Genomic DNA, 23,564 nt, shown 5'->3' with positions numbered 1-23,564 from the left:
CCCTCACCGCTCGACAAAAGCGCGCTGGAACTGATCCAGGATCGGCTTGAACAGATAGCTGAGCATGGTCCGGCTGCCGGTCTGCATGAACACTTCCGCGGGCATGCCCGAGGAGAGCTGCAGCCCGGCCAGCCGCCGGCGCTCTTCTTCCGGCAGCATGATCCGGACCGTGAAATAGGACATGTTGGTCTGCTTGTCGCTGGTGGTGTCGGGCGAGACATACGACACCTGGCCGATCAACTGCGGCGTCACGCGCTGGTTGAAGGCCGAGAATCGGACAAAAGCCTGCTGGCCTTTGCGCACCTGGTCGATGTCGTTCGGCTGCAACTTGGCCTCGATCTGCAGATCGTCGGAATCCGGCACCACCTCCATGACGGTGTCGCCGGCGCGAATGACGCCGCCGATGGTGTGTGCGTTCAACTGATGGATCACACCCGACGCCGGCGAGCGCATCTCGATGCGCTCGAGGACGTCGCGCGCCGCGACGCTTCGTTCGCTGAGTTCGGCTTCCTTGCCCTGCGCCTCGCCGAGCTCCTTGACGACTTCCGTCCGTACATCCTGGTCGAGCCTGACGATCTGAAGCTTCGCCTCGTCGACCTTGGTTTTGGTCTCGGCGATGGTGGAGATCAACTGGCCGCGTTCACCTTCTATCCTGGCGCTCTCGCGCTGCAAGGCCGTGAGCCGCGCGATCGGCACGAGACGCTTGTCGAAGAGCTCCTGCACGCCCGTGAGCTCGCCGGTGATCAATTCCAGTTGCTTGGCCTTGGAGGCGACCTGCGCCTCCAGGCCCACGATCTCCTCGCCAAGCTGCGATACCTTGCTCTTGAGCAGCTCTTTCTGACTCTCGCGTGCCGTCACCCGCGCCCTGAACAGCGACGCCTCCGAAGCAAGCAGCGTCTTAACATTGTTGTCCTCCAGCCGAGCCGACATTTCCGGCGGGATCGTCGGCCGGGGCAGACCGTCGCGCTCGGCGACCAGCCGCGCGATCTTCGCCCGCACTTCGTCGAGTTGCTTGCTGACCACCTGAAGGCTGGCCTGCGCCTGCGTCGAGTCCAGCCGCAGCAGCAGGTCGCCGGCGTTGACCCGCAAGCCGTTATGGACAGGGATCTGCGCGACTACGCCGCCGGTCGGATGCTGGATGGCCTTGACGTTGGACTGCACCACCAGATTGCCCGGCACCACGACGGCGCCCGACAACGGCACCAGCGCCATCCAGCCGCCTGCCAACCCGCCGACAAGGAGCAGCGCCCGCAGCCCGGTGCGCAATTCGCCCTCAAAGGCGCGCGCCGCCCGCAGCACGATGCTTTCGCCGGGCGCTCCCGCCACATCCGCCGATGCATCACGGTTGGCAAGGAATGCGACGCCAGCGGTCAGGCCGTTGCGGACGACTCCCGTCACGGAGCGCTCGCGCGGCACCGGTCCCGCCGGGCTCGGCGGCGCCAATTGGGGAGCCTCGATGCGAGGCGGCAGCCGTGTGTCGTCGATCGACAAGACCTCCGGCCGCGACCTCGGCATGTTCATGAGCGACGGATCGTCGGGCGCGATGATCGGACCGCGTGCCTGCCGTTCATTCCGCCAAGAATTGCTTGAGGGAGCGTTGTTTGCCGGAGCATTGCCTGCCAGGCCACGCGCGCTGCCCGCCGGTGGCGGGGCCATGAACTGCGGCTCACGCGCACTGCGTCCGCGGCGCGGCGCCGGAGGCTCGGCCTCGAAGCCGTCGGACTGGGATCCGAAGGGGCCGAGCCAATCCAGCACCCGACCCATCTTGCCTTTCTTTTTCGACCGCTTCGGCCGGGCCTGGCGCGAACGCCGCGCGCCCGGACCTGACTCGTCATTCGCCGGGCGGCGAAGCGGCGGCCGCTGGTCCTGCAGATTGTCGTGCTCGAAAGCCTGCCGCAGTCGCTGCAGTTCGAGGATCAGCGCCTGGCCTTGCGGTGCCGCGACGTCCTCATCCGTCCCGCCGATCCGGTGGCGCGCAACTCTTTCATCGGCATGCACGTGATCAAAACTCTTCATGATGAAACACTCTCGGCAAGTGATGCGCGCTGTTCTGCCTTGGCCTGCGGCGGGGGCTGCGGCGACCCCGGCGGCCCCTTGCCGCCAGCGTTGCGGACGCGCGCGAACACTTCTGCGCTCGGGCCGAACGCGATCGCCTTGCCTTCGTAGAGCACCATCGTCATATCAAGCGCGGAGAGCGCGCTCGGCCGATGCGAGATGACGACGACGATGGATTTGTTCTGGCGCATGATCCCGATGGCGCGCGTCAAGGCGTTCTCGCCGTCGGCATCCAGATTAGCGTTAGGCTCATCGAGCACGAGCAGGAACGGGTCGCCGAACACCGCCCGCGCCAGGCCAACCCGCTGCTTCTGGCCAGCCGACAGCGACATGCCGCCCTGCCCTATTCGTGTCGCGTAGCCCTCCGGCAGGCGCAGGATGATGTCGTGGACACCTGCGATCTGCGCGGCCTTCAGGATGGCGTCGGAGGTCGCGTGTTCGTCGAAGCGGCAGATGTTCTCCGCCACGGTGCCGTCGAACAGGCCGACATCCTGCGGGAGATAGCCGATATGCCGGCCGAGATCTTCGTTGCGCCATTGATCGAGCGCCGCGCCGTCGAGCCGTACGGCGCCCCGATGCGCCGGCCAGATTCCAACCAGCGCCTTCGAAAGCGAGGTCTTGCCCGACGCGCTCGCGCCCAATAGCGCCAGCCCCGAGCCGGCCTTGAGCGAAAACGTGACACCCGACACGATCGGCATGTCGAAACCTGGTGCTGCCACCGCGAGATTCTGCACGGACAGTTCGTGGCAGGGGCGCGGCAACATGACCGGCGGCGCTGGCGGCGGCGCGGTCGCCTTGCAGATGTCGCGCAAGCGCGTGAGGCCCTGGCGGGCGGCGGCCAGTTGCTTCCAGGTGCCAAGCGCGATTTCGACGGGCGCGAGCGCGCGGCCCATCAGGATCGAGGACGCGATCATGATGCCGCCCGACGCCTTGTCGGCGATGACGAGATAGGCGCCTATGCCCAGCATTCCCGATTGCAGGATGTAGCGCAGCACCTTCGCGGCTGAGCCGAGATTGGCATAGACGTCGGTCGCGCGGATGTTTTCCTGCAGGTACCGCTCGTTTGCTTGCGACCAGCGCGCCGTCAACCGGTCCGTCATGCCGAGGGCGCGCACGATTTCCGCATTGCGCTGGGTCGCATCCGCCAGCACCTGCCGCTGCGCGTTCAAGTCCATCGCCGCCTTGGTCGCGCCGCGCGAGATCCGCTCGGTCACCAATGTCATGGCAATGATCGCCGCGGTGCCAAGCAGCGCCGTGAAGCCGATCAGCGGATGAAACAGAAACAGCCCGATCAGAAAGACCGGAATCCACGGCATGTCCAGGAACGCCGTCGGTCCCATGCCCGACATGAAGGTGCGCACCTGATCGAGATCGCGCAGCGGCTGCTGCATCAAGACCGGCTTCACCCCGCGCAGCGGCAAGGTGGCGAGCGCCGAATGGATCGACCCCTGGAGCGCGCCGTCGAACAGCGTTGCGATCCGGCAAAGCATCCGCGACCGCATCGCATCGAAATATCCCTGCACCAGGTAGGCGATCAGCACCATCAAGGACAGGCCGAACAGGGTCGCGAGGTTACGGCTCGGAATCACCCGATCGTACACCTGCAACATATAAAGGGACCCCGACAGCATCAGGATGTTGATGACGCCGCTGAAGACGGCAACGCCGATCATGCGGCGCGCGCTCGCGCGCATCGCGGTCGCGACGGGATCGTCGGCGCCCAGCGTCGACATCAGGCCGGAAATTGCGCGGGGCGTCGGTGCTGCCCGCGCTCGGCCGTGTGCCTGACCCTGAGCGATACTCATTGAACTGCCCTTCGACCCGATCGAGCGTCGGGTCTCCCTGCAAGTCTCCTTGACGCGCGATGCAGACCAATTTTCGGCAAGAATGCGACGAATGCCGATTGTTCAAGTTCGCTCGTGGGTAGAACGGTGGCAAAGGCTTCGTTGTCGCTTATCCGGTGTGCGCGCGGCCGAGCAAAATTTCGGCACGGGAGGGACAGCGTCTCGGATTCGCGCGACGGGCGCCGACACGGGCTGCGATATCCCTCTTTCGAGCGCATCTAATTCGCCGTTTTTCGGCGCGGCGCGCGTCATGGATTCGTCCGTCTATAACCTTGCTTCGGCGCTCAATGGTCGCTGTGTCGGCCGAATGACGCCACGAAGCTCCGTGATTCTTCATCGTGCGCACATCCTGCTCCCTCGCGGAGGATTGCGCCCATACGTCATGTAACAGAGTGAATAGCAGGGGACGAATGATGGCGGGCTTCGCTGACAAGGAGTATCTTCGAGACGTCGATCTGCCGATCGATGAGGTCGCGAGTCCGCATGCCGCCCCGGAATCGCCGTCCGCCGTGCCCCCTCCCGACGAAACGCCGCCTGCCAGGCATGCGCCCGGCTCCTCAACCCCTCCGAACCTTCTCGACCTCGGCACGACCTTCAACGGCTCGACGCGGTCGCTGGTCGGCGACGTCTGGCAGAACGGCCCTGAGGAGGGCGGCAAGGTATCCGGAAGCGTGACGCCCCATGCGAACGATCTCGCGGCGGCACACAGCGGATTGTTGGCCGGGATCAATGCGGGGCAGTTTTCCGGCGCCGCGCTCGGCCATGTTCAGGCGATCTTGTCCGACATCACCACCGCCATCTCGGCAGCCAACGCCTCGGTGAGTGGTGGAGGCATGCCCGGCGCAGAACAAGCGCTCCGCGCCAGCCATCTCAGTATTCTCAACGCCGTCAATACCGATCCCGTGCTGGCGAATCCGGCGGCGCAGAACGGGGTAACCGAACCAATCGCGACGCGCGAGGCTGTCCCTGCTGACAAGACGGCGGCCACCGAGCCGGATGCCCATTCGGCGGAGACCACCGATCTGGCGGGGGCCGGCAACGCCGAGAATACGGCGCAGATCGACGAGAACCTCGATGCTGCGATAGCAGAGATGGAAGCGTTGATAGCTGCAAACCCTGACCTGTTCGTTGGGTTGACCGTCGACGATGCCGACGAGATCGTGCAGCAGATCCAGCTCGAACTCAGCCATATCAACAAGGGGGAGGTCCCTCCTGGTGCGGCACAAGACAGCAGTGGCGATATCACCGATATTGTTACGGGCGATATCGATCTGGCAAGCATGACTGCGCAAGGCCCGCCGAACTCGCCTGGAGAGCAGGCCGTCAACATCGTCGGCGCCAGCGAAACCCAGGCCTCGCCGCCAGTTTCCACCGTCGCGACCGGCGATGTGCCGGTCACGATGGTTACGACGGAAGCCTCCACGGTCGTCGTCGATCACAGCGATTCGGGCATGCCCGAATTGACACATCATTTACATCACACTTGGGGATAGCGGCGCGCGGCGCGGCCTCCAGCCGTCTCCATGTCCCGGGGATGCTGGAGGCCGATACATCGAGCAAAGAACGCGTTCGCCGATCCGGCTCACGCAGCGGGCGCAGAGAACAGGTTTTAGCCGGCCTGCGCCGCAAAGGACTCTCTTTAGACGATGGCCTCAACGACGGCTTTGGGGACCATCATTGGTACGGCAGCGACATCGGCGGTTGGGGGAAATCGGCGCGGTTACTGCCTCGGAAGTGAAGTAGCGGGGCGTATGCGTGAGGCAGCGTAAGACGGACTATGGGACCATCATTCTACACTGGACGTTCGTCGCGGCATTCGCCGTTGCGCTCGTCACTGGTTTACGCATTGCGACTGAAACACCCGACCGAACCTGGATCAACTGGTTCGATGCCGTATTGCCGCGCGACGGCGTATGGATCGCCCATATGCAGGCCGCGATCATCCTGGTCGCAGTCGCGATCGGCTACATCGTCTACATGCTCCGCTCCGGTCTCGGACGCCGCGTCCAGCTCGACAGGGTTCGCCTGCGCGGGTTGTTCGGCCGCGGGCAGTCGAGGTTGAGCGCCGTGATCGCCTTGATGTACTGGATTTTCTTTGTCACGATGTTCGGGCTGCTGGTCAGCGGCGGCGCACTCTATTTCGGCTTCTACTCCGGCTATGACGTCGCGATGCTGCACTGGGTCGGGACCTGGGTGATCCTTGCTTTCGTCGTCCTGCATGTCTTGACCCAATTCAAAAGCGGCGGCGCTGCGCAACTGCTGCGCATCTTTCGTCCCGCTCCGCTGCCGGCGCCGCCACCGCGGCTGGATGCTGTCGAACTATTGGGCCTCCTGGCTGAGCAGTCGGCGCGTTCGCAAGGATCCGAAAACCTGGACGCGCCGCCCGATGCCTCGTCCCACCCGCTGCAGCCGCGCGCCGAGATGCGCCGCGATCGAACGGCTGAGCCGGATCCGGCGCCCCACCCCCCGGCCGGGCCTGCGCGATCGCGAAACCCGACCCTGCAGGCCAATGCGTTCGTGGTCGCGGTCGCCGCCGCGATCACTGGCGCCTCGCTCATCGTAGCTACCGACCGGCTGGCGGTGGACAGTGTGCAGATTCGCCGCATCAACGCCGCCGACGCACCGATCCTCGACGGCGACACGTCCGATCGGGCCTGGCGTGGCGTCAAGCCGTTTTCACTGCTGACCGGAGAAGGCGGAAATTTCGACGGCAAAGGGGAAGCCAGAATCGAGGTCCGCGCGGTGCACGACGGCACCTATGCGTACTTCCTCTTCACCTGGCAGGATTCGACGCGCTCGCTGAAGCACCTGCCGCTCGTCAAGGAAGCCGATGGATGGCATCTGCTTCATTCCGGCTTTCAGCTCGGCGACGAGCATCGATACAACGAAGACAAGTTTTCGGTGCTGCTGACCACCTCCGATGTCACGCTGGCCGGCGGCCGAACCTTTCATCCGGGGCCGCAGCCGGTCGCCGGCGCGCCTGCCACCATGAGCGGCCGCGGACTGCATTACACGGACTCCGGCTATGCCGATGTCTGGCAGTGGAAGGCGACGAGCGGCGCGACCGGATGGATGGACGACGCCCATTTCGGGCCTCCGTTGAATCCGACCCCGATGCAGGCGGCCAACGTCGTTCCGTACAAAGGCGGCTTCGCGCCTGACCCGGGAGCGGCAAACTACCGGGACAATTTCACCGTCGAGGCCGACACGTCGGGCGGTCCGCGTCGCAGCCGCCTGGTCGCCCCGCTGCGCCTGCCCAAAGTCGTCGCCGCCACGACGGACGCGCTTGGCGATATCGACCTCGATCCCAACCACGGCGAGAGCGACGGCGCGCGCTGGTTCATGACCGAGAAGGATTCGGCTCCCTATTCGACCGATGCCGACGCCCGCATCCCGACGGGGACCGTGATCCCGGGCGTCATCGTGGGCGGCGAATTTTCAGGCGACCGCGCCGACGTTCGAAGTGCGGCCCGCTGGGCCTCCGGCCTTTGGGCGCTCGAGGTGAAACGCCGGCTCGACACAACAAGCCAATTCGACGTGCCGATCAAGACCGGCGTCTTCATGCGGGTCGCCGCTTTCGACCACAGCCAGATCAGACATACACGGCACGTTCGGCCGATTCGTATCGAGGTGGAATAAATGTCAAAGATTTGCAAAGTCACGATCAACGACGAGCCGTTTCTGGCGAATCGCGGCGAGCTTCTGCTTGACTGGGCGTTGATGAACGGCGTCGATCTTCCGCACGATTGCCGCTCCGGAATCTGCGGCGCCTGCCGCGTGCGGCTCGTCGACGGCACGGTGTTCGGCGGCCACAGCCGGGGCGACGACATGATCCATGCCTGCCAGGCCCGAATCGTCTCCGATCTGGAGATTGCGATCGAGGCCGCTCCCGAGCCGGTGGCGCTGTCGGCGGAAGTGGCGCAGACCGTTCAGCTCGCGCCCGACGTGATGGGCGTCGACATCGAGTTGCCGAAACCGCTTAACTATCTTCCCGGCCAGTATTGCAAGCTGCAGTTTCAGGGATTCCCGGCAAGACCCTATAGCCCGACCTTTCCGCTGGAAGGCGCTCCCGACGATCGCGTGCTGCACTTTCACATCCGAAAGGTTACGGACGGGCTGGTATCCTCGGCGCTCGGCCACGAAGTTCGCGCCGGACACCGCGTCAAGCTGACGGGACCGTACGGCCGCGCCTTTTTCAGGAAAGGCCATGCCGGCCGCATCGTTCTCGTCGCCAGCGGCACCGGTTTCGCCCCGATGTGGTCGGTCGCGGTCGCCGCGATCATGGAGCAGCCGCAGCGCGAAATGGTCTTCATCGTGCAGGCCCGCAGCATCCGCTCGCTCTACATGCATGCCGCGCTGTGCCGGCTGGCGCTGTTTCCCAACGTCACGCTGATCCCGATGGTGTCGGAGCCGCAGCAAATCTCGCACGCGATTCAGAGCGGCAGGCCGACCGATCATCTGCCAAAGCTGTCGCCGGACGACGTGGTCTATACCGCGGGCGCGCCGGCGATGACGGACGCCGTGGCGCGGATTGCAAAGGCCGCGGGCGCGCGATGCTACACCGACCCCTTCGTGCAGGAACCGCGGACGGCCGAACAATCAGGGTTGATGTCGCGCCTCACCGGCTGGCTCAACGAGCCCAAAAGCGGGACTATCCCACAGCAGCCGGCGCGAAAGCCGGCGCCGATGCCGCGAGGCGTAGCCGCGGTTGGCGCCGGCAACCGCTAAGCCGGCTACAGGTTATCCGTGGTCATGCTGCGGGAGCCAGCAACCTCTCGCATCCGGTGCCAGCGATGACCGACGACACCGCTTGCCGCGCGGCGCCGTCGAGCTTGGCGTATTCCTCGCCGATCCACTTGTTTGGTGAAATAGAAGGTTGGAAGCAGTTGCGGCTTCGGCTTGGGCAGATCAGTCGGCGTGCGGTGCGAGCCGACCAGCAGACGGTAGGGAATGCGGCGGTAGCGCAACGCCGCGAGCATCTTGCGCGTATAGGGCGAACCGGACGCCCCCAATAGAATAAGGCGACGACGACATGATGCTTCCCCCGTTTCTTGTTTGGCAATCATATATTGCCCACAATGAGACGGATGGAGAAGCCCCATAAAGATGGGGGCGATTAGAGCTTCGATTCTGATTGAATCAAAACGAAGCTCTAGATTCTTGTTTGACGCGTTTTCTTCACGCGAACCGGTACCCACTTCGCTCGAAAACGCTATTGTTTCAGTCGGAGATCGCTGCGATATACCGGCGGACGGACGTTTCGAACGCCGCCTTGGCATTGTCGGCGATGTTGCGGCCCCACCATGCGCCGTAGATGCGATCGAACGCCAGCGGCTCGACCGCAGCCCAGATCCGGCGCACCGCAGCAGCGTTGAGCGGAATGTAGTTCGGAAAACTGTACATGAAGCTGAGCGAACGGCGATCCATCGCCACCATCGCGACATCGCCGGTGAGCAATGCGCCCCGCCCTTGCGCGCCCACGCGCCAGTGCATCACCGTGCCGCCGGCGAAATGACCGCCGGCCCGCATCAGAAGGATGTCGTCGGAGAGCCTGTGGCTGTCGCCAGTCCACGGCACGATGGCGGGATGCGGCCGCGTGACGAAGGCGCGATCGTCGCCGTGCAGATAGACCGGCACGCCGCCGAACGCCTCGCTCCAGTCGGCGACTGCGCCATAGTAATGCGGATGCGAGACGGCAATCGCCTTCAGGCCGCCGAGAGAGCGGACGTAGTCGATGGCTTCGCGGGTGGCCAGCGGCACGCAATCCCACATCACGCAGCCATCGGCCTCCGGCACCAAGAGCGCGCGCTGCCCGATCGCGAAACCCGGCTGCATGCTGATGCCGGGAATGTCGAGATCGTCGCGCCAGATGAGCCTGTAACGTTTCGCCAATTCCTCACGCGTGAGCCATGCCTGGCCCTTCCAGTTCACATATTGCCGCTCGTCTTCGCAGACCGGGCAGGCCTGTGGCGGCTCGGCGCTTTCGGGAAACTGGGCACCGCATTGTTCGCAGGTCCACACCGGCATGGCGTTGCTCCTGTTCGAGGCATGGTGGGGCTGCGACCGAACTCGCCGCCGCACAACCAATCGGTCCAAACGCCAAGGATTCTGGCACGTTACGGGAAGTTTGGGTATGGCGGCCTGGAGGGACGGCGGATAGGCTTCGCTTGACGCCGACCGGATGGACGGGTTCCGCGAAGTTGCGCGGATAGCCCCGCCGTGATCGTCCTGGTTGTCCTAACCTGGGAGCATTTTGCTGCGACCGATTTGTGCGGGATACCATCTTCATGAGGCGCAAGATCGCCGCAATTCTGCACGCGGAACCTCGCTTATCCGGCCAGCCGGCAGATGAGCTACCGCATCGGCATTGGCATCGGCGACGTGGTCGAGCGCGAGGGCGATCTGCTCGGCGATGGCGTCAATATCGCCGCGCGCCTCGAAGGCCTGGCCGAAGTTGGCGGCATCTGTATTTCACGCGCGGTGCATGAGCAGGTGACCGGCAAGCTATCCGCGCGATTTATCGACATCGGCGCGCGGAAGGTGAAGAATATTCCGGCGCCAGTTCATGCCTATATCGTGGCGACGTGGGACGATGGCCGCGCTTATGGGGCGCCCCAGGCGACCGCCACTCCGGTGCCCGACTTCGACCGCGACCGAGCAGTGACTAGTACCCGATCGCCGCCCCATCGCTGCGCGGGTCGGACCCACCGCTCAACATGCCGCTCCGCCGGTCGATCGTGATGCCGTGCGCGTGGCCGGCCATTTCGTTCCATGCGCCCCAGCGGTTGATCGCGTGGCCGCGTTGCGCGAGCGCGTCGATCGCAGCTTCGGGAAAGCGGCTCTCGATATGCAGCGTGTCGCGTGCCTCGCCGAGGGCGAAGCGGCCAGACAGGAACCGCGGCGTCTCGATCGCTTCCTGGATGTCGAGGCCGAAATCGATCATCGCGCAATAGAGCTGCATCTGGATTTGCGGCTGGCCATCCGCGCCCATGCAGCCGAGCACGCTCCAGAGCTTGCCGTCCCGTTTGGCCATCGAGGCGATCAGCGTATGCAGCGGGATCTTGCCCGGTTCGAGCCGATTGGAATGGTTGCGATCCAGCGAGAAATACGCACCGCGGTTTTGCAGGATGACGCCGGTCTTTCCCGCAACCACGCAGGAGCCGAAGGCACCATACAGGCTTTGAATCAGCGACGCCGCATTGCCGTCGCGATCGACGGCGGCGATATAGACGGTATCGCCGGACAGGCTGCCGAAGGACGGCACCATGTCCCATTTCAACGCCGACCTTCCGTCGATCAGCCGACCCCGCTCGGCCGCGTATTGCTTCGATATCAGCCGCTCGACCGGCACATCTGCAAACGCGGGATCGGCGAGCACCTGGTCGCGGTCGTGGTAGGCGATCTGCTTGGCCTGCACCAGCAGATGGACATGGTCGAGTCCGAGGAAATCCTTTCGGTGCAGTTCGTGAGGCTCGACGAGGTTGAGCATTTCGAGCACGGTAAAACCCTGCGTCGGCGGCGGCGTGTTGAAGACCGTGACGTCGCGGTAGCAGCCGACAAGGGGCTCACCCCAGACGGCCCTTTGCCTGCCGAAATCGGCAAGGCGAAACAGGCCGCCCGCGGCTTCCGAGAAGCGCGCCATCGCGGCGGCGACCGGCCCTTCATAAAAGCCGGACCACCCGTCATTCGCGATCGATTGCAGCGTGCGCGCTAGATTTGAGTTGGCAAGCTTCGTGCCAGGCTGCGCTGCCGCCCCATCGGGAAAGAGAAGCGCTGCGGCCTCTTGATCCCGCACCAGATCGTCGCGCGTCATCTCGATGAAGCTTGCAAGGCGGCCGGTGACCGGAAATCCGTCGCTGGCGTAGTCGATGGCGCTTTCCAGCACGCGACGGAGATGCAGCCGCCCATATCTGTCGTGCGCCTCGATCCAGCTCGCCACCGCGCCCGGCACCGTCAGGGTCGCCGGCACGATGCCCCGAAGCGGGATTTCGTTCAGTCCCCTCTTCTCGAAGGACGATAGCGTGGCGCCGGCCGCAGCCTTGCCACCGCCATTGAGGTAACGCACTTCCCCGCTCGCGCTGTCATGAATGAGCCAGAACGCGTCGCCGCCGAGACCGGTCATGTGCGGATAGACGACCGACAGCACCGCGCTGGTCGCAATCGCGGCATCGACGGCAGAGCCGCCGGCACGAAGCACATCCACTCCAGCCGCGGATGCGAGCGAATGCGGCGACGTCACCATGCCGCTTGAGGCAAGCGTGACGGGCCGGCCGGTTCGAATGTCCAATTCAAGCCTCCAACTCTCAGGCGCGGATCCGCCTGATCATGTAATTGTCGTAGGTGGCCTCGCAGACCTGATGCCATTGGTACTGCTCGTTCCGGAACGCGATGGTCGATTCATACAGCGCCTTGAATTTTGCGTTCTTTGCTGAGACCTCAGAAGAGCTCGTTCGTCGCCTTGAACGACGCATCCAGCATGTCGGTCATTGCGCGATGGCGGGCGCGGCAACGGCGGTAGAGGCGACAGCAGCACCGGCTGCCTTGAGGAGTTTTCTGCGGTTCATGGCCAGTCTCCTTGTTCGGTCCCGGAAAAAGAACGGCCGCACGCCGTCAGCCGCAGCATGAATTGTCGTCGCGGTTGTCACGGCTCGCACTGTTTCGGTCGGGCGGCAGGTCCATCGCCGGATTCTCGGCAAAGAATCCGTTCGGCTTCAGCGCGAAGCCGACATATTCGACCGGCATCACCGGAAAGTCTTCGGGACGGCAGACATGCGTCGCGCCGAAACTGTGCCAGACGACGATATCCTGGTTTTCGATTGGTCGGTTTTTCGCAACGTATTTCGGCAGGCCGTCGCCGCCGGCATGCTGGTTCGGAAACTCGCCGCTCGCATATCGCTCGTCGGGCGCATAGCGCGTCACCCAGATGTGCTTGGTCGCAAAGCCGCCACGCTCGGTCATGTAGCAGCCCTGCTGCGCGAGCATCACCGGCGCGCTGTGCGCCAGTAGCTTGTAGGCCGTCGGGCCGCCGACGCTGTTCTTTCGATTGGGATTGGTGATCTTCCAGTAGCGTCCCGTCCGCCCGTCGGCCTCGCGGACCGCGTCGCGCTCACGCGACAGCACACGCGTCGTGGTGTCGAACACGTTGCCGTAGGGATTGTCTGTCCCCCACGGCCGCGCCCGAAACTCGTGCTCGGTGACGGTATTGCCCTCGCCGTCCAGCATCATGTGCAGGCGGGCATTGAAGAAGTGCTGGTGGGTCGGACCGCCGAGGTCTTCAGCGACCATGCCGCCCCACGGATACGGCTTGCCCGGCGCGATCGCCGCCGTCTGGATGATGCCGGTCAGCTTGACTTCGAGCTGAATGGTGCCGTCCTGGTAGAAGTACCAGAAGAAGCCGTAGTCGTAATTTCCAACCGTCGTGAAGAAGGAGATGACGAGGCGGCGTGACCGCCGCACCTCGAAGGTCTCGTTGCGGAATTCGTAATGCTTCCAGAGGATCCCGTAATCCTCCTCGTGCAGGCAGATCGCATTCTTCATGATGGCCGGCTTGCCGTAATCGTCGGCGACCGGCACGTCGAAATAGTGGATATGGCCGAGGCAGTCGCAGCCGAGTTCGAGCGCGTTGGCGAGCTTGCCCAGTCCATACTCCCCGGCGTCAAACGCGCATTTCCAGAAATGGTTGGCGGTCGGATCGGCGTAGGGAACGATCATGTCGGTGACACTGGCCCGGTAGATGATCGGCCGCTCGCGCGCACCATCGCGAAAGGAGATCTGGTGCAGGACCAGGCCCTCGCGCGCCGTCCACCCGACGCGGAATGACCAGTTCTGCCAACCGACCTTCCATCCCTCGACCGTAAAGCTCGGGCCGTCCTTCTGCACGACATCCAGCGGCTTCACGTCCTTGCGCGTTTGCGGGATCGAGGCGCGGTCGTAGTTGCGCGATTGCTTCGGGATCGGAATGATTTCGGGCTCGTCAACGAGGTGGACGATCCTGTCCTCGATCAGGTCAACGAGCGCCACCACGCCTTCGATCGGGTGCGCGTAGCCATTGTCCTTGAGATCCTTGCGCCAGTAGGACACGGCACTGACCAGCCTGCGGCCCTTCTCCACCTCGCGGTCGAAATAGCCGGCTGAAAACGGGTCGACCTGGACCAGTTCGATTTCCTTGTCATCAAGGCCGCGCCGCTTCATCGCACGCCGCCAGTCCGCGTCGGCCTTGACGATGTCGCCGACCTTGAAGACTTCCTCGATCGTGATCGGCGGCTGGCCGTAAGGATGGGCCTTGGTCGAATACTCCAGCCATTCCGTCACGCGCCTCGAATCGAGATCTACCGTTGCGACATGCGTTGCACCGGTCTTGCTGTCGAACAGGGTGACGGCTGCCCGCCGTGGAAGTGCGGCAGCCGGCTTCCATTCGAGCACGTCGGATTTGGCCGGCTCTTCCAGTTGCACATGCGTAAATCGCGCATGCGGGCCGAGCCTCTTTTCTGCCCTCAGTATTTCGGACGCCAGCGCGACTTCGGTCTCGCTGAGCGGGTCGAGCGGATGACCGGTATCTACGCCGGCGGATGGCTTTGTACGTACCATATCGGACCGAATTCCTTAGGGGGTTTCTGGCCACAGCCTACGGCGGCCCGAGGCGCCGCGTCTTGAATGAACCTGCCACATCCGGCCGGTTCAGCCCTTGCCAGAGCCACCAATCCTGGGCGACGCTGGAGGACCACAAACCGGATCTTGTTCGCACGATGCCCATCAGCGTCTCCACCGACCCGATCCGCCCGACCGAGCGGACCGCCTATTGGACCGAGGCCATCTGCCGGTCATTCGCCAATGTCGAGACCAGGCCGCTCGGCTCTGCGATCGTCAGTGGCCACTTCGAGTTCGTCGAGATCGGCAACGCCAAGCTTGTCCGCTTCGACAGCAGCCCGCAATGCTACACCCGTGACGCCAGGCTCGTGAGCCGGGCCGGCTCCGACGAATTCATGTTCGATTTCCAGCGCCGTGGGCGAAGCGCAATGGCGCAAGCCGGCAACGAAGGCACGATCGGTCCGGGATACGGCGTGCTCTATGACGCGCGGCGTCCGTTCGAGGACCGGCTGTTCGGCCCCGAACAACGCGCCGAAGTGCTGATCGCAACCGTGCCCGCTGCGTCCCTGTTGCAATCCGTTCCCGAGGCGGAGCGGCTTTGTGCAAAACCCATCCCCTTGTCCGGAACGGTGGCCCGCTCGATTGCCGCCCTGGTCCGCGACGTAATCTCCAGTTCATCCGCGCCGGCAAAACAGGACGAGCCTGATATTGCGGCCTATCTATCGGCCCTGCTGCGCCTTGCAGTCGGCGGTGACCATCAACTCACCCGTCCCGGCCTGTTTGGTCTGATCGACATCCATCTAAGGGCAGATATCACCAGTGCCCGACCTGCGCCGGCGCTTGCCGCCGAATTCGGCGTCTCCGAACGGACCTTTCATCGCATCTTCGCCGACCGCGCGACCACGTTCGAACGCCATGTCCTGCATCTGCGCGTCGAATTGTTCAAAGACCTGTTGCGGCAGCCTTCGCTGGCAACCGTTCCGATCGCGAGACTTGCGCATCAATGCGGCTTCGCCGATGCCGCTCACGCGACCCGCACATTCAAGAACCGATTTGGCGCCACGCCACGGGACTTCCGCGCGCGCGGGGCGTAGCGCCTTGCCTCTGGATCAGGCGGCGACAGGCCGCAACAGCGAATCCAGCTTTGCCGCGAGCGCGGCACCGTTGGATGCTGCACGCAGCGGCGCACGCACCCGCAGCCAGCCGGCATGGCCGGTTCGTGCGGCAAGGACGGCCTTCAGCGCCGGCGTAAATGGTTCATCGGCGAAAACAGACTGGACCGCGCGCATCTGCGGTTCGGCGCCGATGTCGAGCATGGCCCGGATCAGATGGGGGACGATATTGCCAAGGCCGCAGATCGTGCCGACGCCGCCTTGGGCCACCGCACGGGCGATATCTACTTCGTTGCCTACGGTGATCGCCAGATCCGGCGCAGCGGCACGGAACGCCCGAAACTGTTTGAAGTCAGCGCTGCTATCCTTGAGGCCGGCGACAACCGCGCCATAGCGCGCGCGCAGACGGGCCGCCACCGGTGCAGGCACGCCAACGCCTGAGGTCTGCGGGATATGGTAGAGCGTGGCCCGCAGCCGATCGTCGGCGACGCCATCCAAAATTGCGGCGAATGCGTCCTCAATTCCTTCTGCCGTCACGTCCCGATAGAAACAGGGCGGCAACAGCAACACGTGTCGCAGCCCCAGCGCCAGCGCCGAACGGGTCAGCGCGATGCTGCGGTCACGGCCGGAAAACCGCTGCCCAAGCCTATGCGCGACTCGGCAATGCCTGCTTTCAGGAGGGCTTCGACGGTTGCAAGCCGCTCGGACGCACTGAACGAAGTCCCCTCGCCGGTAGTCCCAAACAGCACCACGCCGTCGACGCTCTTGGCAAACAGCTGGAGCACATGGTGCGTAAGCCGGACATGATCCACCGAGCCGTCCGCCGACAGCGGTGTCGGCGTTGCTACCCAAAACCCGCGGATCGGATCGGCCATCAGTTGCTCCCTCGTGGTCGCCATCGGTTCCCCGGCCCCGCGTCCGCCACTCTGTTGACTTATGTTGTATCTTACATACAAGATGGCATCAAGGGATTTGCGCGGCCGAAATGCCGCTTTCCGGCTCCGCCGCGCTACACAACTGACCCCGGGAGAACGGGCACGCCATGCACGCCATGAAACGCGACGAAAGCCGGGAAGCGCTCAGCCAGTTGCAGCGAAAGCTCGGCGCCCAGGCCGTTCTGCTCGGCAACGAGGTCCCGGCACGCAATGGCAACGACTGGAGCGCAAGCCTGCCGCAGACCCCGCTCGCCGTCGTGCGGCCGGTCGATGCCGCCGGCGTATCTGACGCGGTTCTCGCCTGCCGAAAGGCCGGACTGTGTTACGTGCCACAGGGTGGACTGACTGGTCTGTGCCGCGGCGCTGCGCCGGAGGCCGCCTGGGTTGCGATATCGCTGGAGCGTATGGTTGGCATCGAGGAAATCGATCCGGCGAGCGCCACCATGACGGTGCGCGCAGGGACGTCGCTCGAGACCATTCAGAAGGCGGCCGACGAACGCGGCATGTTTTTTCCGCTCGATTTGGGTTCGCGAGGATCTTGCGCGATCGGCGGCAATCTTTCCACCAATGCCGGCGGCAATCGCGTCATTCGATACGGCATGACGCGCGAACTCGTGCTCGGTCTCGAAGTGGTATTGCCCGACGGCACCATCATGACCAGCCTCAACAAGCTCATCAAGAACAACGCCGGTTACGATCTGAAGCATCTCTTCATCGGGTCGGAGGGCACGCTCGGCATCATCACCCGCGTGGTGCTCAAGCTGTTTCCAAAGCCGCGCTCGACGATGGCCGCACTCTGCGCCGTTCCGGATTATGCGGCGGTGCTTGCGCTCCTGAACGAAGCGCGCAGCGGGCTCGGTCCGCTGCTATCCGCTTTCGAAGTGATGTGGCCCGACTACTGGGATGTGATCACGACGCGAGCGGGCGTCCGCTCGCCGGTCGGCACCGGTCATGGCCTCTATGTGCTGGTCGAGGCGCAGGGCACCGACGAGGCAACCGACCCGCCGCGGTTCGAAGCCTGGCTAGCGGATCTCATGGAACGCGGGATGCTGAGCGACGCGGCGGTGTCACAATCGCTCGCGCAGACCCGGGCCTTCTGGGCGGTGCGCGACATCTGCTCGGAATTCAGCAAGGTGCTCGGTCCGCACATTCCCTACGATTTAGGCCTCGCCGTCGCCGGCATGGACGAGTTCGTCCGGCGATGCAAGGCTGCGCTGGCATCCGGGATTCCCGGTTGCGACAGCGTCTATTACGGGCATATCGGCGACGGCAATCTGCACCTGGTTTCGTGGGTGCCGGGGCTCTCCGTCGATCAACAGCCGAAAGAAGAAATGGACCGGATCGTCTACGGCCTGGTCCGCGAGATGGGCGGCAGCGTCTCGGCCGAGCACGGCATCGGAACGCTAAAGAAGAAGTGGCTCGGGCATGCCCGCAGTGAAGCCGAGATCGCGCTGATGCGCACCCTGAAGGCCGCGCTCGATCCCGACGGCCTGCTGAATCCAGGTAAGGTGATCTGATCTGCCGGCGCTGCCAGCGTGCAATGAGGGAATGAGAGCGATTACGCAATGAAGTCGTTCAAGCTCGATACGCCCAAATCGCTGTCACAGAAGGTGATGCTCCGGCTGCGCCAGGCGATTATCGAAGGCGAACTGAAACTCGGTGCCGTCATTGCCGAGGAAATGCTGGCGCAGTCCTTCGGCGTCAGCCGCACGCCGGTTCGCGAGGCCATGAGCTTGCTGCAGGCGCAGGGGCTGGTCGTGGTGAAGCCCCAGGTCGGCAGCTTCGTCTTCACACCCAGCGCCGCCGACATTGTCGAACTCTGCAACTTCCGTATCCTGATCGAGCCCAACGCAGCCGAACTCGCTTATGGCCATGACCGCGACGGCACGCTGAAAGTGCTGACGGTGGCGGTCGCGGACATGAAGCAGGCGGTGGCGGCAAAGGACACGCTCGCCTATGGTGCGGCGGACACCGCGTTCCACGACGCCCTGTTTGTCCATTGCGGCAATCATTATTTGATGCAGTCCTATCAGCTCATCGCTGGGCGGATCGCCGCGCTGCGCACCAATTTGAGTTCGCCGATCGACGTCCGGACGCCGGCGTCATTCGATCAGCACCGCGAGTTGCTTGATCTTTTCGAGCGCGGGAAGTTCGAAGGCTTTACGAAACTGATGACCCTGCACATCACCAATTCCGGCCACGCCTATGCGCGTGCGCTGGAAGTGGCGTGATCCGCACCCGCCGCCTTCCCGGCTAAGCCTCACAGTAGCCGCGATACCAGCTCGCGAACTTGTGGATGCCGTCCTCGATCGGGGTTGCCGGGCGGAAGCCTACGTCACGCACGAGGTCATCGACATCGGCATAGGTTGTCGGCACGTCTCCCGGCTGCATCGGCAGCATTTCCTTGTTCGCCTTGCGCCCCAGCTCCTGCTCGAGGATATCGAGCACAAGCAGCAATTCCTGCGGCTTGTTGTTGCCGACATTGTAGATCCGCCAGGGGGCGGTGCTCGATCCCGGGTCTGGAGCTCCGCCCAGCGCGGGCTGCCCGCCTTGCGGCGCACGATCGATCAGGCGGACCAGCGCTTCGGTCACATCGTCAACATAGGTGAAATCGCGAAGCATCCGGCCGCCGTTGAACAACTTGACCGGATCGCCGCGGACGATCGCGTCCGCGAACACGAACAGCGCCATGTCGGGCCGATACCACGGGCCGTACACCGTGAAGAACCGCAAGCCGGTGCAGGGTATCCCGTAGAGATGGCTGTACGAATGGGCCATCAACTCGTTGGCCTTCTTGCTCGCGGCATAGAGGCTGATCGGATGGTCCACGTTGTCATGCACCGAGAACGGCAGCTTCCGGTTGGCCCCGTAAACGGACGACGAGGACGCGAACAACAGATGACGGCAGCCATTGTGCCGACATCCCTCCAGAATATTGGTGAAGCCGACCAGATTGGCGTCGACATAGGCATGCGGATCTCTGAGCGAATATCGCACGCCCGCCTGCGCGGCCAGATGGATGACGACCGGAAACCGATAGCGCGCGAACAGCGCCGGCATCGCCACGCGATCCGCCACGTCCAATTCTTCGAACTGAAAGCGCGGGTCGTTGCGCAGGATATCGAGCCGGGCCGCCTTCAGCCGCGGATCATAATATGTATTGAGATTATCGATCCCGACGACGCGATGGCCGGACTGCAGCAAGCGCTGCACCACGTGGAATCCGATGAAGCCTGCGGCCCCCGTTACCAGAATTGGCTGATCCGACATTATCATCCGTGCATCCTTAACCTGCCGATGTCACGGCGGCGCATGTGTGTCAGTACGCCACCGATTTCGGTCGACCAACGCCGCAGTACAGAAAGCCGTTCCGCTCCACCTCCTCCGGAGAGTAGATGTTGCGCAGATCGACGATGACCGGGCAGGCCATGATGCCGGACAATTCCTTCAGATCGAGCGCGCGAAACTGCTCCCATTCGGTGACGATGACGAGCGCGTGGCATCCTTTGGCGCAACGGTAGGCGTTCTCGCAGAAGGTGACGTTCTCGAACACCTTCTTCGCCTGCTCCATGCCGACGGGATCGAAAACGCGAACCTCGGCGCCCATGTCCTGCAGCGCAGTGATCAGCGGAATGGACGGCGCGTCGCGCATATCGTCGGTATCGGGCTTGAAGGTTACGCCGAGCACCGCAATCCATTTTCCGCGGATATTGCCGCCGAACGCATTCGCGACTTTGCGCGCCATCGCCCGCTTGCGCTGGTCGTTGACGGCAACCACCGTTTCCACGATTCGCACCGGCGATTCATGGTCCTGACCGGTCTTGATCAGCGCCATCGCATCCTTCGGAAAGCAGGAGCCGCCAAAGCCCGGCCCTGCGTGCAGGAATTTCTGGCCGATCCGGTTGTCGAGGCCGATCCCGCGCGCGACTTGCTGCACATTGGCGCCGACCTTTTCGGCTAGGTCCGCGATCTCGTTGATGAAGGCGATCTTGGTGGCAAGGAAGGAGTTGGCGGCGTATTTCGTCAGCTCCGCGGTGCGGCGGTCGGTATAGAGGATCGGCGATGCATTGAGGTGAAGCGGCCGGTACACCTCGGCCATCACGCCGCGGGCGCGCGCGTCATCCGTTCCGATCACGATCCGATCCGGATGCTTGAAGTCGCGGATCGCGGCGCCTTCGCGCAGGAACTCGGGATTCGAGACGACGGCAGCCGTGGCGCTCGGATTCTCTTCGCGGATGATGCGCTCTACCTCGTCGCCGGTGCCGACCGGAACTGTCGACTTGGTGACCACCACCGCCCGCTCCGGAAGCACGGTAGCGATCTCGCGCGCCGCCGCATAGACATAGGACAGATCGGCATGGCCGTCACCGCGGCGCGACGGCGTGCCGACCGCGATGAACACCACTTCCGCTTCGCTTACTGCCGATTTCAGATCGCTCGCAAATGACAGACGGCCTTGGCCGACATTTCGCGCCACCAGTTCGGCCAATCCAGGCTCGTGAATCGGCATCTCTCCGTTGTTGAGGCTTGCAACCTTCTCCGCGTTGCTATCGATACAGACGACCTGATGCCCGAAATCGGAAAAACACGCCCCTGACACCAGCCCGACATAGCCGGCGCCAATCATCGCTATATGCATTACGATTCCTGTCTGAAAAGCCGCGCGCGGCGTTGGCCGCGCCGACAAAAAGATGGCGGTGAGACGATGAGCTAGCTGCTCAATATCGATTCACCGTCGAGATGACGCGGAAAGAAAAAGAAGTTGTTGACGTAGAACCGTCCGTCCTTGCGGCCACCATCCGGCCGCAGCGCGCCGGCATCCTGGAGCCTGCGGGAATCGAACTGCTCCACGCCGATCACCTCGTTGTCTTTCAGGAAGAAGCCCCGATAGGATTTATCCCGGAAGAACTCGAACACCAGGCGTGTCGCTTCAGCGCGATGGCGGTCTTCCGCCTCCACCAGAAACACCGGCTGGCAACGCTCCAGAAGCTCGACCGCACCGTTCAGGACATTCAACTCGTGGCCTTCGACGTCGATTTTCACGAACGCCACGTCCTGGTCGATGACAGCGTCGAGCCGAGCGATCGGCACATGGGCCGAGACTATCTTGGCCGATGAATCGTTTCGCGCCTCCAGCGAGGCAAGTCCATAGACCAGGCCGTCATCGCCCTGCGGGATGAACAGCTCGGCATCGCCGTCATGATCCGACAGCGCTATCTCGTGGATGCTCACATTCCGCGCCGAGGTTCGGCGCAGCAGCCTTGCCATCTGCTGCGAGGGCTCGAAGGCATGAACCTGCCTGGAAAGGCGCGCCAGCCGCCGCGTGTACAGGCCGCAATTGGCGCCGACGTCGACCGTCACCGCGTCATCGGGTATCACCTTCTCGAGATAGGACAGTTCCCGCTCCGCCGATTTGGGGCGCTTCATGAAATGCCATTGCAGCCATATCGAGGGAAACGCATCCTTCACTAATTCCTTGACCTGTTGCTTTGCACTCATTGCCGCCTCCCTTCGTGTCGCACGCAAGTGTCGCTGCGTCGCCCTCGATGCGGATGCTGCCTCCCACCCGGCCGCGCCTCAGACGCGGTCATAGATATCCTGCACGCGAACGATATCGTCTTCCCCGAGATAGGAGCCCGACTGGACCTCGATCAGATTGAGCGGGACCTTCCCGGGATTCTCCAGGCGATGCATGCATCCCAAGGGTACGAAGATCGACTCGTTTTCGCGCAGCAGGATTTCTTCGTCGTCGCGCGTGACGATCGCCGTGCCGTTCACCACCACCCAATGTTCGGCGCGGTGATAATGTTTCTGCAAAGACAGCTTGGCGCCGGGATTGACGGTAATCCGCTTGACCTGAAACCGCTCGCCGGCATGGATCGACTGATAGTAGCCCCAGGGGCGATGGACGCTGTGGGTTTGGGTCGCCGACCGATGCCCGCTTGCCTTCAGACGCTCGACCAGCTTTCCGACATCCTGGTCGCGCTTGCGGCTGGTGACCAGCACCACATCGGGCGACGTCGCGATGACGAGATCCTCGACCCCGAGCGCCGCGACCAGTTGCCCGTCACCGCGGACATAGCAGCCCGAGGTGTCTTCCATTACCGCATCGCCAATCACCACATTGCCTGACGGATCCTTTTCCGCCATCGACCACAAGGCCGACCAGCTTCCGACATCGCTCCAGTCGAACGTGGCGGGAACGACCACGGCATTGTCGGTCTTCTCCATGATGGCGTAGTCCATCGAGATCGACGGACATCCTTCGAACGCGCGTTCCTCCAAGCGAAGGAAATCCAGATCGCGGGTTGCGCCGGTCAATGCCTTGCGGCACGCGGCCAGAACCTCCGGCGCCCGTTGCGCCAGTTCGTCGATGAACTGGCGCGCCGGCAGCAGAAATATCCCGCTGTTCCAGACATGCTGGTCGCACGCCAGCAGGCGCTCCACCGTCACCAGATCCGGCTTCTCGACGAAGCTGGCAACGCTGCGAATGGGCGACGCGGCCTCCAATTCGTCGCCCATCCGGATATAGCCGAACCCGGTCGCCGCCGATGAAGGCCGAACGCCGAACAGGACGAATCGACCGTATCGCGCCGCGGTGACGCCCATCGATATGGCGACGCGAAACGCGGCGTGATCGTGCACCCAGTGATCCACCGGCATCGCCAGTATCACGGCGTCGGGATCGTTCTCGCTGGCGAGCAGCGCTGCAACCGCAACCGCAGGCGCGGTATTTCTTCCAAACGGTTCGAGCACGATGGTCGGGCGATCGACGCCGACGGCTCGCAACTGCTCGCCGATCGCGAAGCGGTGCTCGGCGTTGGCGATCACCATCGGCTCGGTAAACAGCGTGCGATCGTCGACCCGTAGCGCCGTCTGCTGCAGCAGGGTGCTTTCACCCAGCAGCGAGAGCAGCTGCTTGGGGTAGGTTTCGCGCGACAGCGGCCACAGCCGCGAGCCGGCCCCGCCCGACAGGAGAACGGGTACGATACGGCCGTGCGGCTCGATCATCGCCATGGCATGGTCCTTCG

General features: G+C 63.8%; 16 protein-coding genes and 2 pseudogenes. 7 read left to right on the top strand and 11 right to left on the bottom strand.

Annotation, left to right across the window (positions count from 1 at the left end):
- Window positions 1-3 precede the first annotated feature (3 nt).
- Both IVB22_RS12060 and IVB22_RS12055 read right to left on the bottom strand, forming a co-directional pair.
- On the bottom strand, window positions 4-2,016 hold the full coding sequence (locus tag IVB22_RS12060) for an HlyD family type I secretion periplasmic adaptor subunit (protein ID WP_247517529.1): 2,013 nt from the start codon (window positions 2,014-2,016) through the stop codon (window positions 4-6).
- Complete coding sequence (locus IVB22_RS12055; RefSeq protein WP_247517871.1) at window positions 2,013-3,728, bottom strand: type I secretion system permease/ATPase; 1,716 nt, start codon at window positions 3,726-3,728, stop codon at window positions 2,013-2,015. The genes IVB22_RS12060 and IVB22_RS12055 overlap by 4 nt, the downstream gene beginning before the upstream one ends.
- Window positions 3,729-4,312: 584 nt before the next feature.
- Between IVB22_RS12055 and IVB22_RS12050 the strand changes: the two genes are divergently transcribed.
- The 3 genes from IVB22_RS12050 (at window position 4,313) to IVB22_RS12040 (ending at window position 8,627) form a co-directional block, all read left to right on the top strand.
- Window positions 4,313-5,392 carry a hypothetical protein gene (locus tag IVB22_RS12050; protein ID WP_247517528.1) on the top strand — a complete coding sequence of 360 codons (1,080 nt, stop codon included), beginning with the start codon at window positions 4,313-4,315 and terminating at the stop codon, window positions 5,390-5,392.
- Between the two features lie 262 nt (window positions 5,393-5,654).
- The gene (locus IVB22_RS41585; RefSeq protein ID WP_247517527.1) at window positions 5,655-7,538 is read left to right on the top strand and encodes an ethylbenzene dehydrogenase-related protein; all 1,884 of its coding nucleotides are present in this window, start codon (window positions 5,655-5,657) and stop codon (window positions 7,536-7,538) included.
- Window positions 7,539-8,627, top strand: a complete 1,089-nt coding sequence (locus IVB22_RS12040) for a 2Fe-2S iron-sulfur cluster-binding protein (RefSeq protein WP_247517526.1) — start codon at window positions 7,539-7,541, stop codon at window positions 8,625-8,627.
- 5 nt (window positions 8,628-8,632) lie between these two features.
- On the opposite strand, the gene IVB22_RS12035 is transcribed toward IVB22_RS12040, so the two are convergent.
- Window positions 8,633-9,097 carry a glutathione S-transferase N-terminal domain-containing protein gene (locus IVB22_RS12035; protein WP_247517525.1) on the bottom strand — a complete coding sequence of 155 codons (465 nt, stop codon included), beginning with the start codon at window positions 9,095-9,097 and terminating at the stop codon, window positions 8,633-8,635.
- Between the two features lie 22 nt (window positions 9,098-9,119).
- Window positions 9,120-9,926 carry an MBL fold metallo-hydrolase gene (locus tag IVB22_RS12030; RefSeq protein ID WP_247517524.1) on the bottom strand — a complete coding sequence of 269 codons (807 nt, stop codon included), beginning with the start codon at window positions 9,924-9,926 and terminating at the stop codon, window positions 9,120-9,122.
- A gap of 288 nt (window positions 9,927-10,214) precedes the next feature.
- Between IVB22_RS12030 and IVB22_RS12025 the strand changes: the two are divergent.
- Window positions 10,215-10,517: pseudogene (locus tag IVB22_RS12025) on the top strand (adenylate/guanylate cyclase domain-containing protein); the annotation flags it as partial.
- A gap of 46 nt (window positions 10,518-10,563) precedes the next feature.
- On the opposite strand, the gene ggt reads toward IVB22_RS12025, so the two are convergent.
- Window positions 10,564-12,186: a gamma-glutamyltransferase gene (gene ggt / locus IVB22_RS12020; RefSeq protein ID WP_247517523.1), complete on the bottom strand. Its 1,623-nt coding sequence runs from the start codon at window positions 12,184-12,186 to the stop codon at window positions 10,564-10,566.
- Between the two features lie 323 nt (window positions 12,187-12,509).
- Complete coding sequence (locus IVB22_RS12015; RefSeq protein ID WP_247517522.1) at window positions 12,510-14,486, bottom strand: primary-amine oxidase; 1,977 nt, start codon at window positions 14,484-14,486, stop codon at window positions 12,510-12,512.
- Between the two features lie 158 nt (window positions 14,487-14,644).
- Here IVB22_RS12015 and IVB22_RS12010 point away from each other — a divergent pair, with 158 nt between their 5' ends.
- On the top strand, window positions 14,645-15,580 hold the full coding sequence (locus tag IVB22_RS12010; RefSeq protein ID WP_247517521.1) for a helix-turn-helix domain-containing protein: 936 nt from the start codon (window positions 14,645-14,647) through the stop codon (window positions 15,578-15,580).
- Between the two features lie 15 nt (window positions 15,581-15,595).
- Here the strand turns inward: IVB22_RS12010 and IVB22_RS41215 are convergent.
- Window positions 15,596-16,473, bottom strand: a pseudogene (locus IVB22_RS41215) (dihydrodipicolinate synthase family protein).
- A 167-nt stretch (window positions 16,474-16,640) separates the two neighbouring features.
- On the opposite strand from IVB22_RS41215, the gene IVB22_RS12000 reads away from it, so the two are divergent.
- Together IVB22_RS12000 and IVB22_RS11995 are read left to right on the top strand one after the other, a co-directional pair.
- Window positions 16,641-18,050 carry an FAD-binding oxidoreductase gene (locus IVB22_RS12000; RefSeq protein ID WP_247517520.1) on the top strand — a complete coding sequence of 470 codons (1,410 nt, stop codon included), beginning with the start codon at window positions 16,641-16,643 and terminating at the stop codon, window positions 18,048-18,050.
- Between the two features lie 48 nt (window positions 18,051-18,098).
- The gene (locus tag IVB22_RS11995; protein ID WP_247517519.1) at window positions 18,099-18,764 is read left to right on the top strand and encodes a GntR family transcriptional regulator; all 666 of its coding nucleotides are present in this window, start codon (window positions 18,099-18,101) and stop codon (window positions 18,762-18,764) included.
- 22 nt (window positions 18,765-18,786) lie between these two features.
- Here the strand turns inward: IVB22_RS11995 and IVB22_RS11990 are convergent, their stop codons facing one another.
- From IVB22_RS11990 to IVB22_RS11975, 4 genes are all read right to left on the bottom strand, one after another.
- Entirely contained in the window at window positions 18,787-19,803 is a 1,017-nt protein-coding gene (locus tag IVB22_RS11990) for an NAD-dependent epimerase (protein ID WP_247517518.1), read from the bottom strand.
- Between the two features lie 49 nt (window positions 19,804-19,852).
- Window positions 19,853-21,172, bottom strand: coding sequence for a UDP-glucose/GDP-mannose dehydrogenase family protein (locus IVB22_RS11985; protein WP_247517517.1), 1,320 nt, complete (start codon window positions 21,170-21,172; stop codon window positions 19,853-19,855).
- Between the two features lie 71 nt (window positions 21,173-21,243).
- The gene (locus IVB22_RS11980) at window positions 21,244-22,032 is read right to left on the bottom strand and encodes an FkbM family methyltransferase (RefSeq protein WP_247517516.1); all 789 of its coding nucleotides are present in this window, start codon (window positions 22,030-22,032) and stop codon (window positions 21,244-21,246) included.
- A 78-nt stretch (window positions 22,033-22,110) separates the two neighbouring features.
- Window positions 22,111-23,544, bottom strand: coding sequence for a mannose-1-phosphate guanylyltransferase/mannose-6-phosphate isomerase (locus tag IVB22_RS11975; RefSeq protein ID WP_247517870.1), 1,434 nt, complete (start codon window positions 23,542-23,544; stop codon window positions 22,111-22,113).
- Window positions 23,545-23,564 lie beyond the last annotated feature (20 nt).

It is taken from the genome of Bradyrhizobium sp. 190 (assembly GCF_023073415.1).
In the GTDB taxonomy this organism is placed as follows: domain Bacteria; phylum Pseudomonadota; class Alphaproteobacteria; order Rhizobiales; family Xanthobacteraceae; genus Bradyrhizobium.
Note: the sequence above shows the minus strand (reverse complement) of the source record. Positions and strands in the feature narration are given on the sequence as shown.

Excerpts from the sequence above, each read along its gene's own strand:
- IVB22_RS12050 (WP_247517528.1), top strand. The coding sequence starts at position 4,313 with ATGGCGGGCTTCGCTGACAAGGAGTATCTTCGAGACGTCGATCTGCCG.
- IVB22_RS12060 (WP_247517529.1), bottom strand. The coding sequence starts at position 2,016 with ATGAAGAGTTTTGATCACGTGCATGCCGATGAAAGAGTTGCGCGCCAC.
- IVB22_RS12055 (WP_247517871.1), bottom strand. The coding sequence starts at position 3,728 with ATGATCGGCGTTGCCGTCTTCAGCGGCGTCATCAACATCCTGATGCTG.
- IVB22_RS12010 (WP_247517521.1), top strand. The coding sequence starts at position 14,645 with ATGCCCATCAGCGTCTCCACCGACCCGATCCGCCCGACCGAGCGGACC.
- IVB22_RS11990 (WP_247517518.1), bottom strand. The coding sequence starts at position 19,803 with ATGTCGGATCAGCCAATTCTGGTAACGGGGGCCGCAGGCTTCATCGGA.
- IVB22_RS11995 (WP_247517519.1), top strand. The coding sequence starts at position 18,099 with ATGAAGTCGTTCAAGCTCGATACGCCCAAATCGCTGTCACAGAAGGTG.
- IVB22_RS12015 (WP_247517522.1), bottom strand. The coding sequence starts at position 14,486 with ATGGTACGTACAAAGCCATCCGCCGGCGTAGATACCGGTCATCCGCTC.
- IVB22_RS11975 (WP_247517870.1), bottom strand. The coding sequence starts at position 23,544 with ATGATCGAGCCGCACGGCCGTATCGTACCCGTTCTCCTGTCGGGCGGG.
- IVB22_RS11980 (WP_247517516.1), bottom strand. The coding sequence starts at position 22,032 with ATGAGTGCAAAGCAACAGGTCAAGGAATTAGTGAAGGATGCGTTTCCC.
- IVB22_RS12030 (WP_247517524.1), bottom strand. The coding sequence starts at position 9,926 with ATGCCGGTGTGGACCTGCGAACAATGCGGTGCCCAGTTTCCCGAAAGC.
- IVB22_RS11985 (WP_247517517.1), bottom strand. The coding sequence starts at position 21,172 with ATGCATATAGCGATGATTGGCGCCGGCTATGTCGGGCTGGTGTCAGGG.
- IVB22_RS12000 (WP_247517520.1), top strand. The coding sequence starts at position 16,641 with ATGCACGCCATGAAACGCGACGAAAGCCGGGAAGCGCTCAGCCAGTTG.
- IVB22_RS12040 (WP_247517526.1), top strand. The coding sequence starts at position 7,539 with ATGTCAAAGATTTGCAAAGTCACGATCAACGACGAGCCGTTTCTGGCG.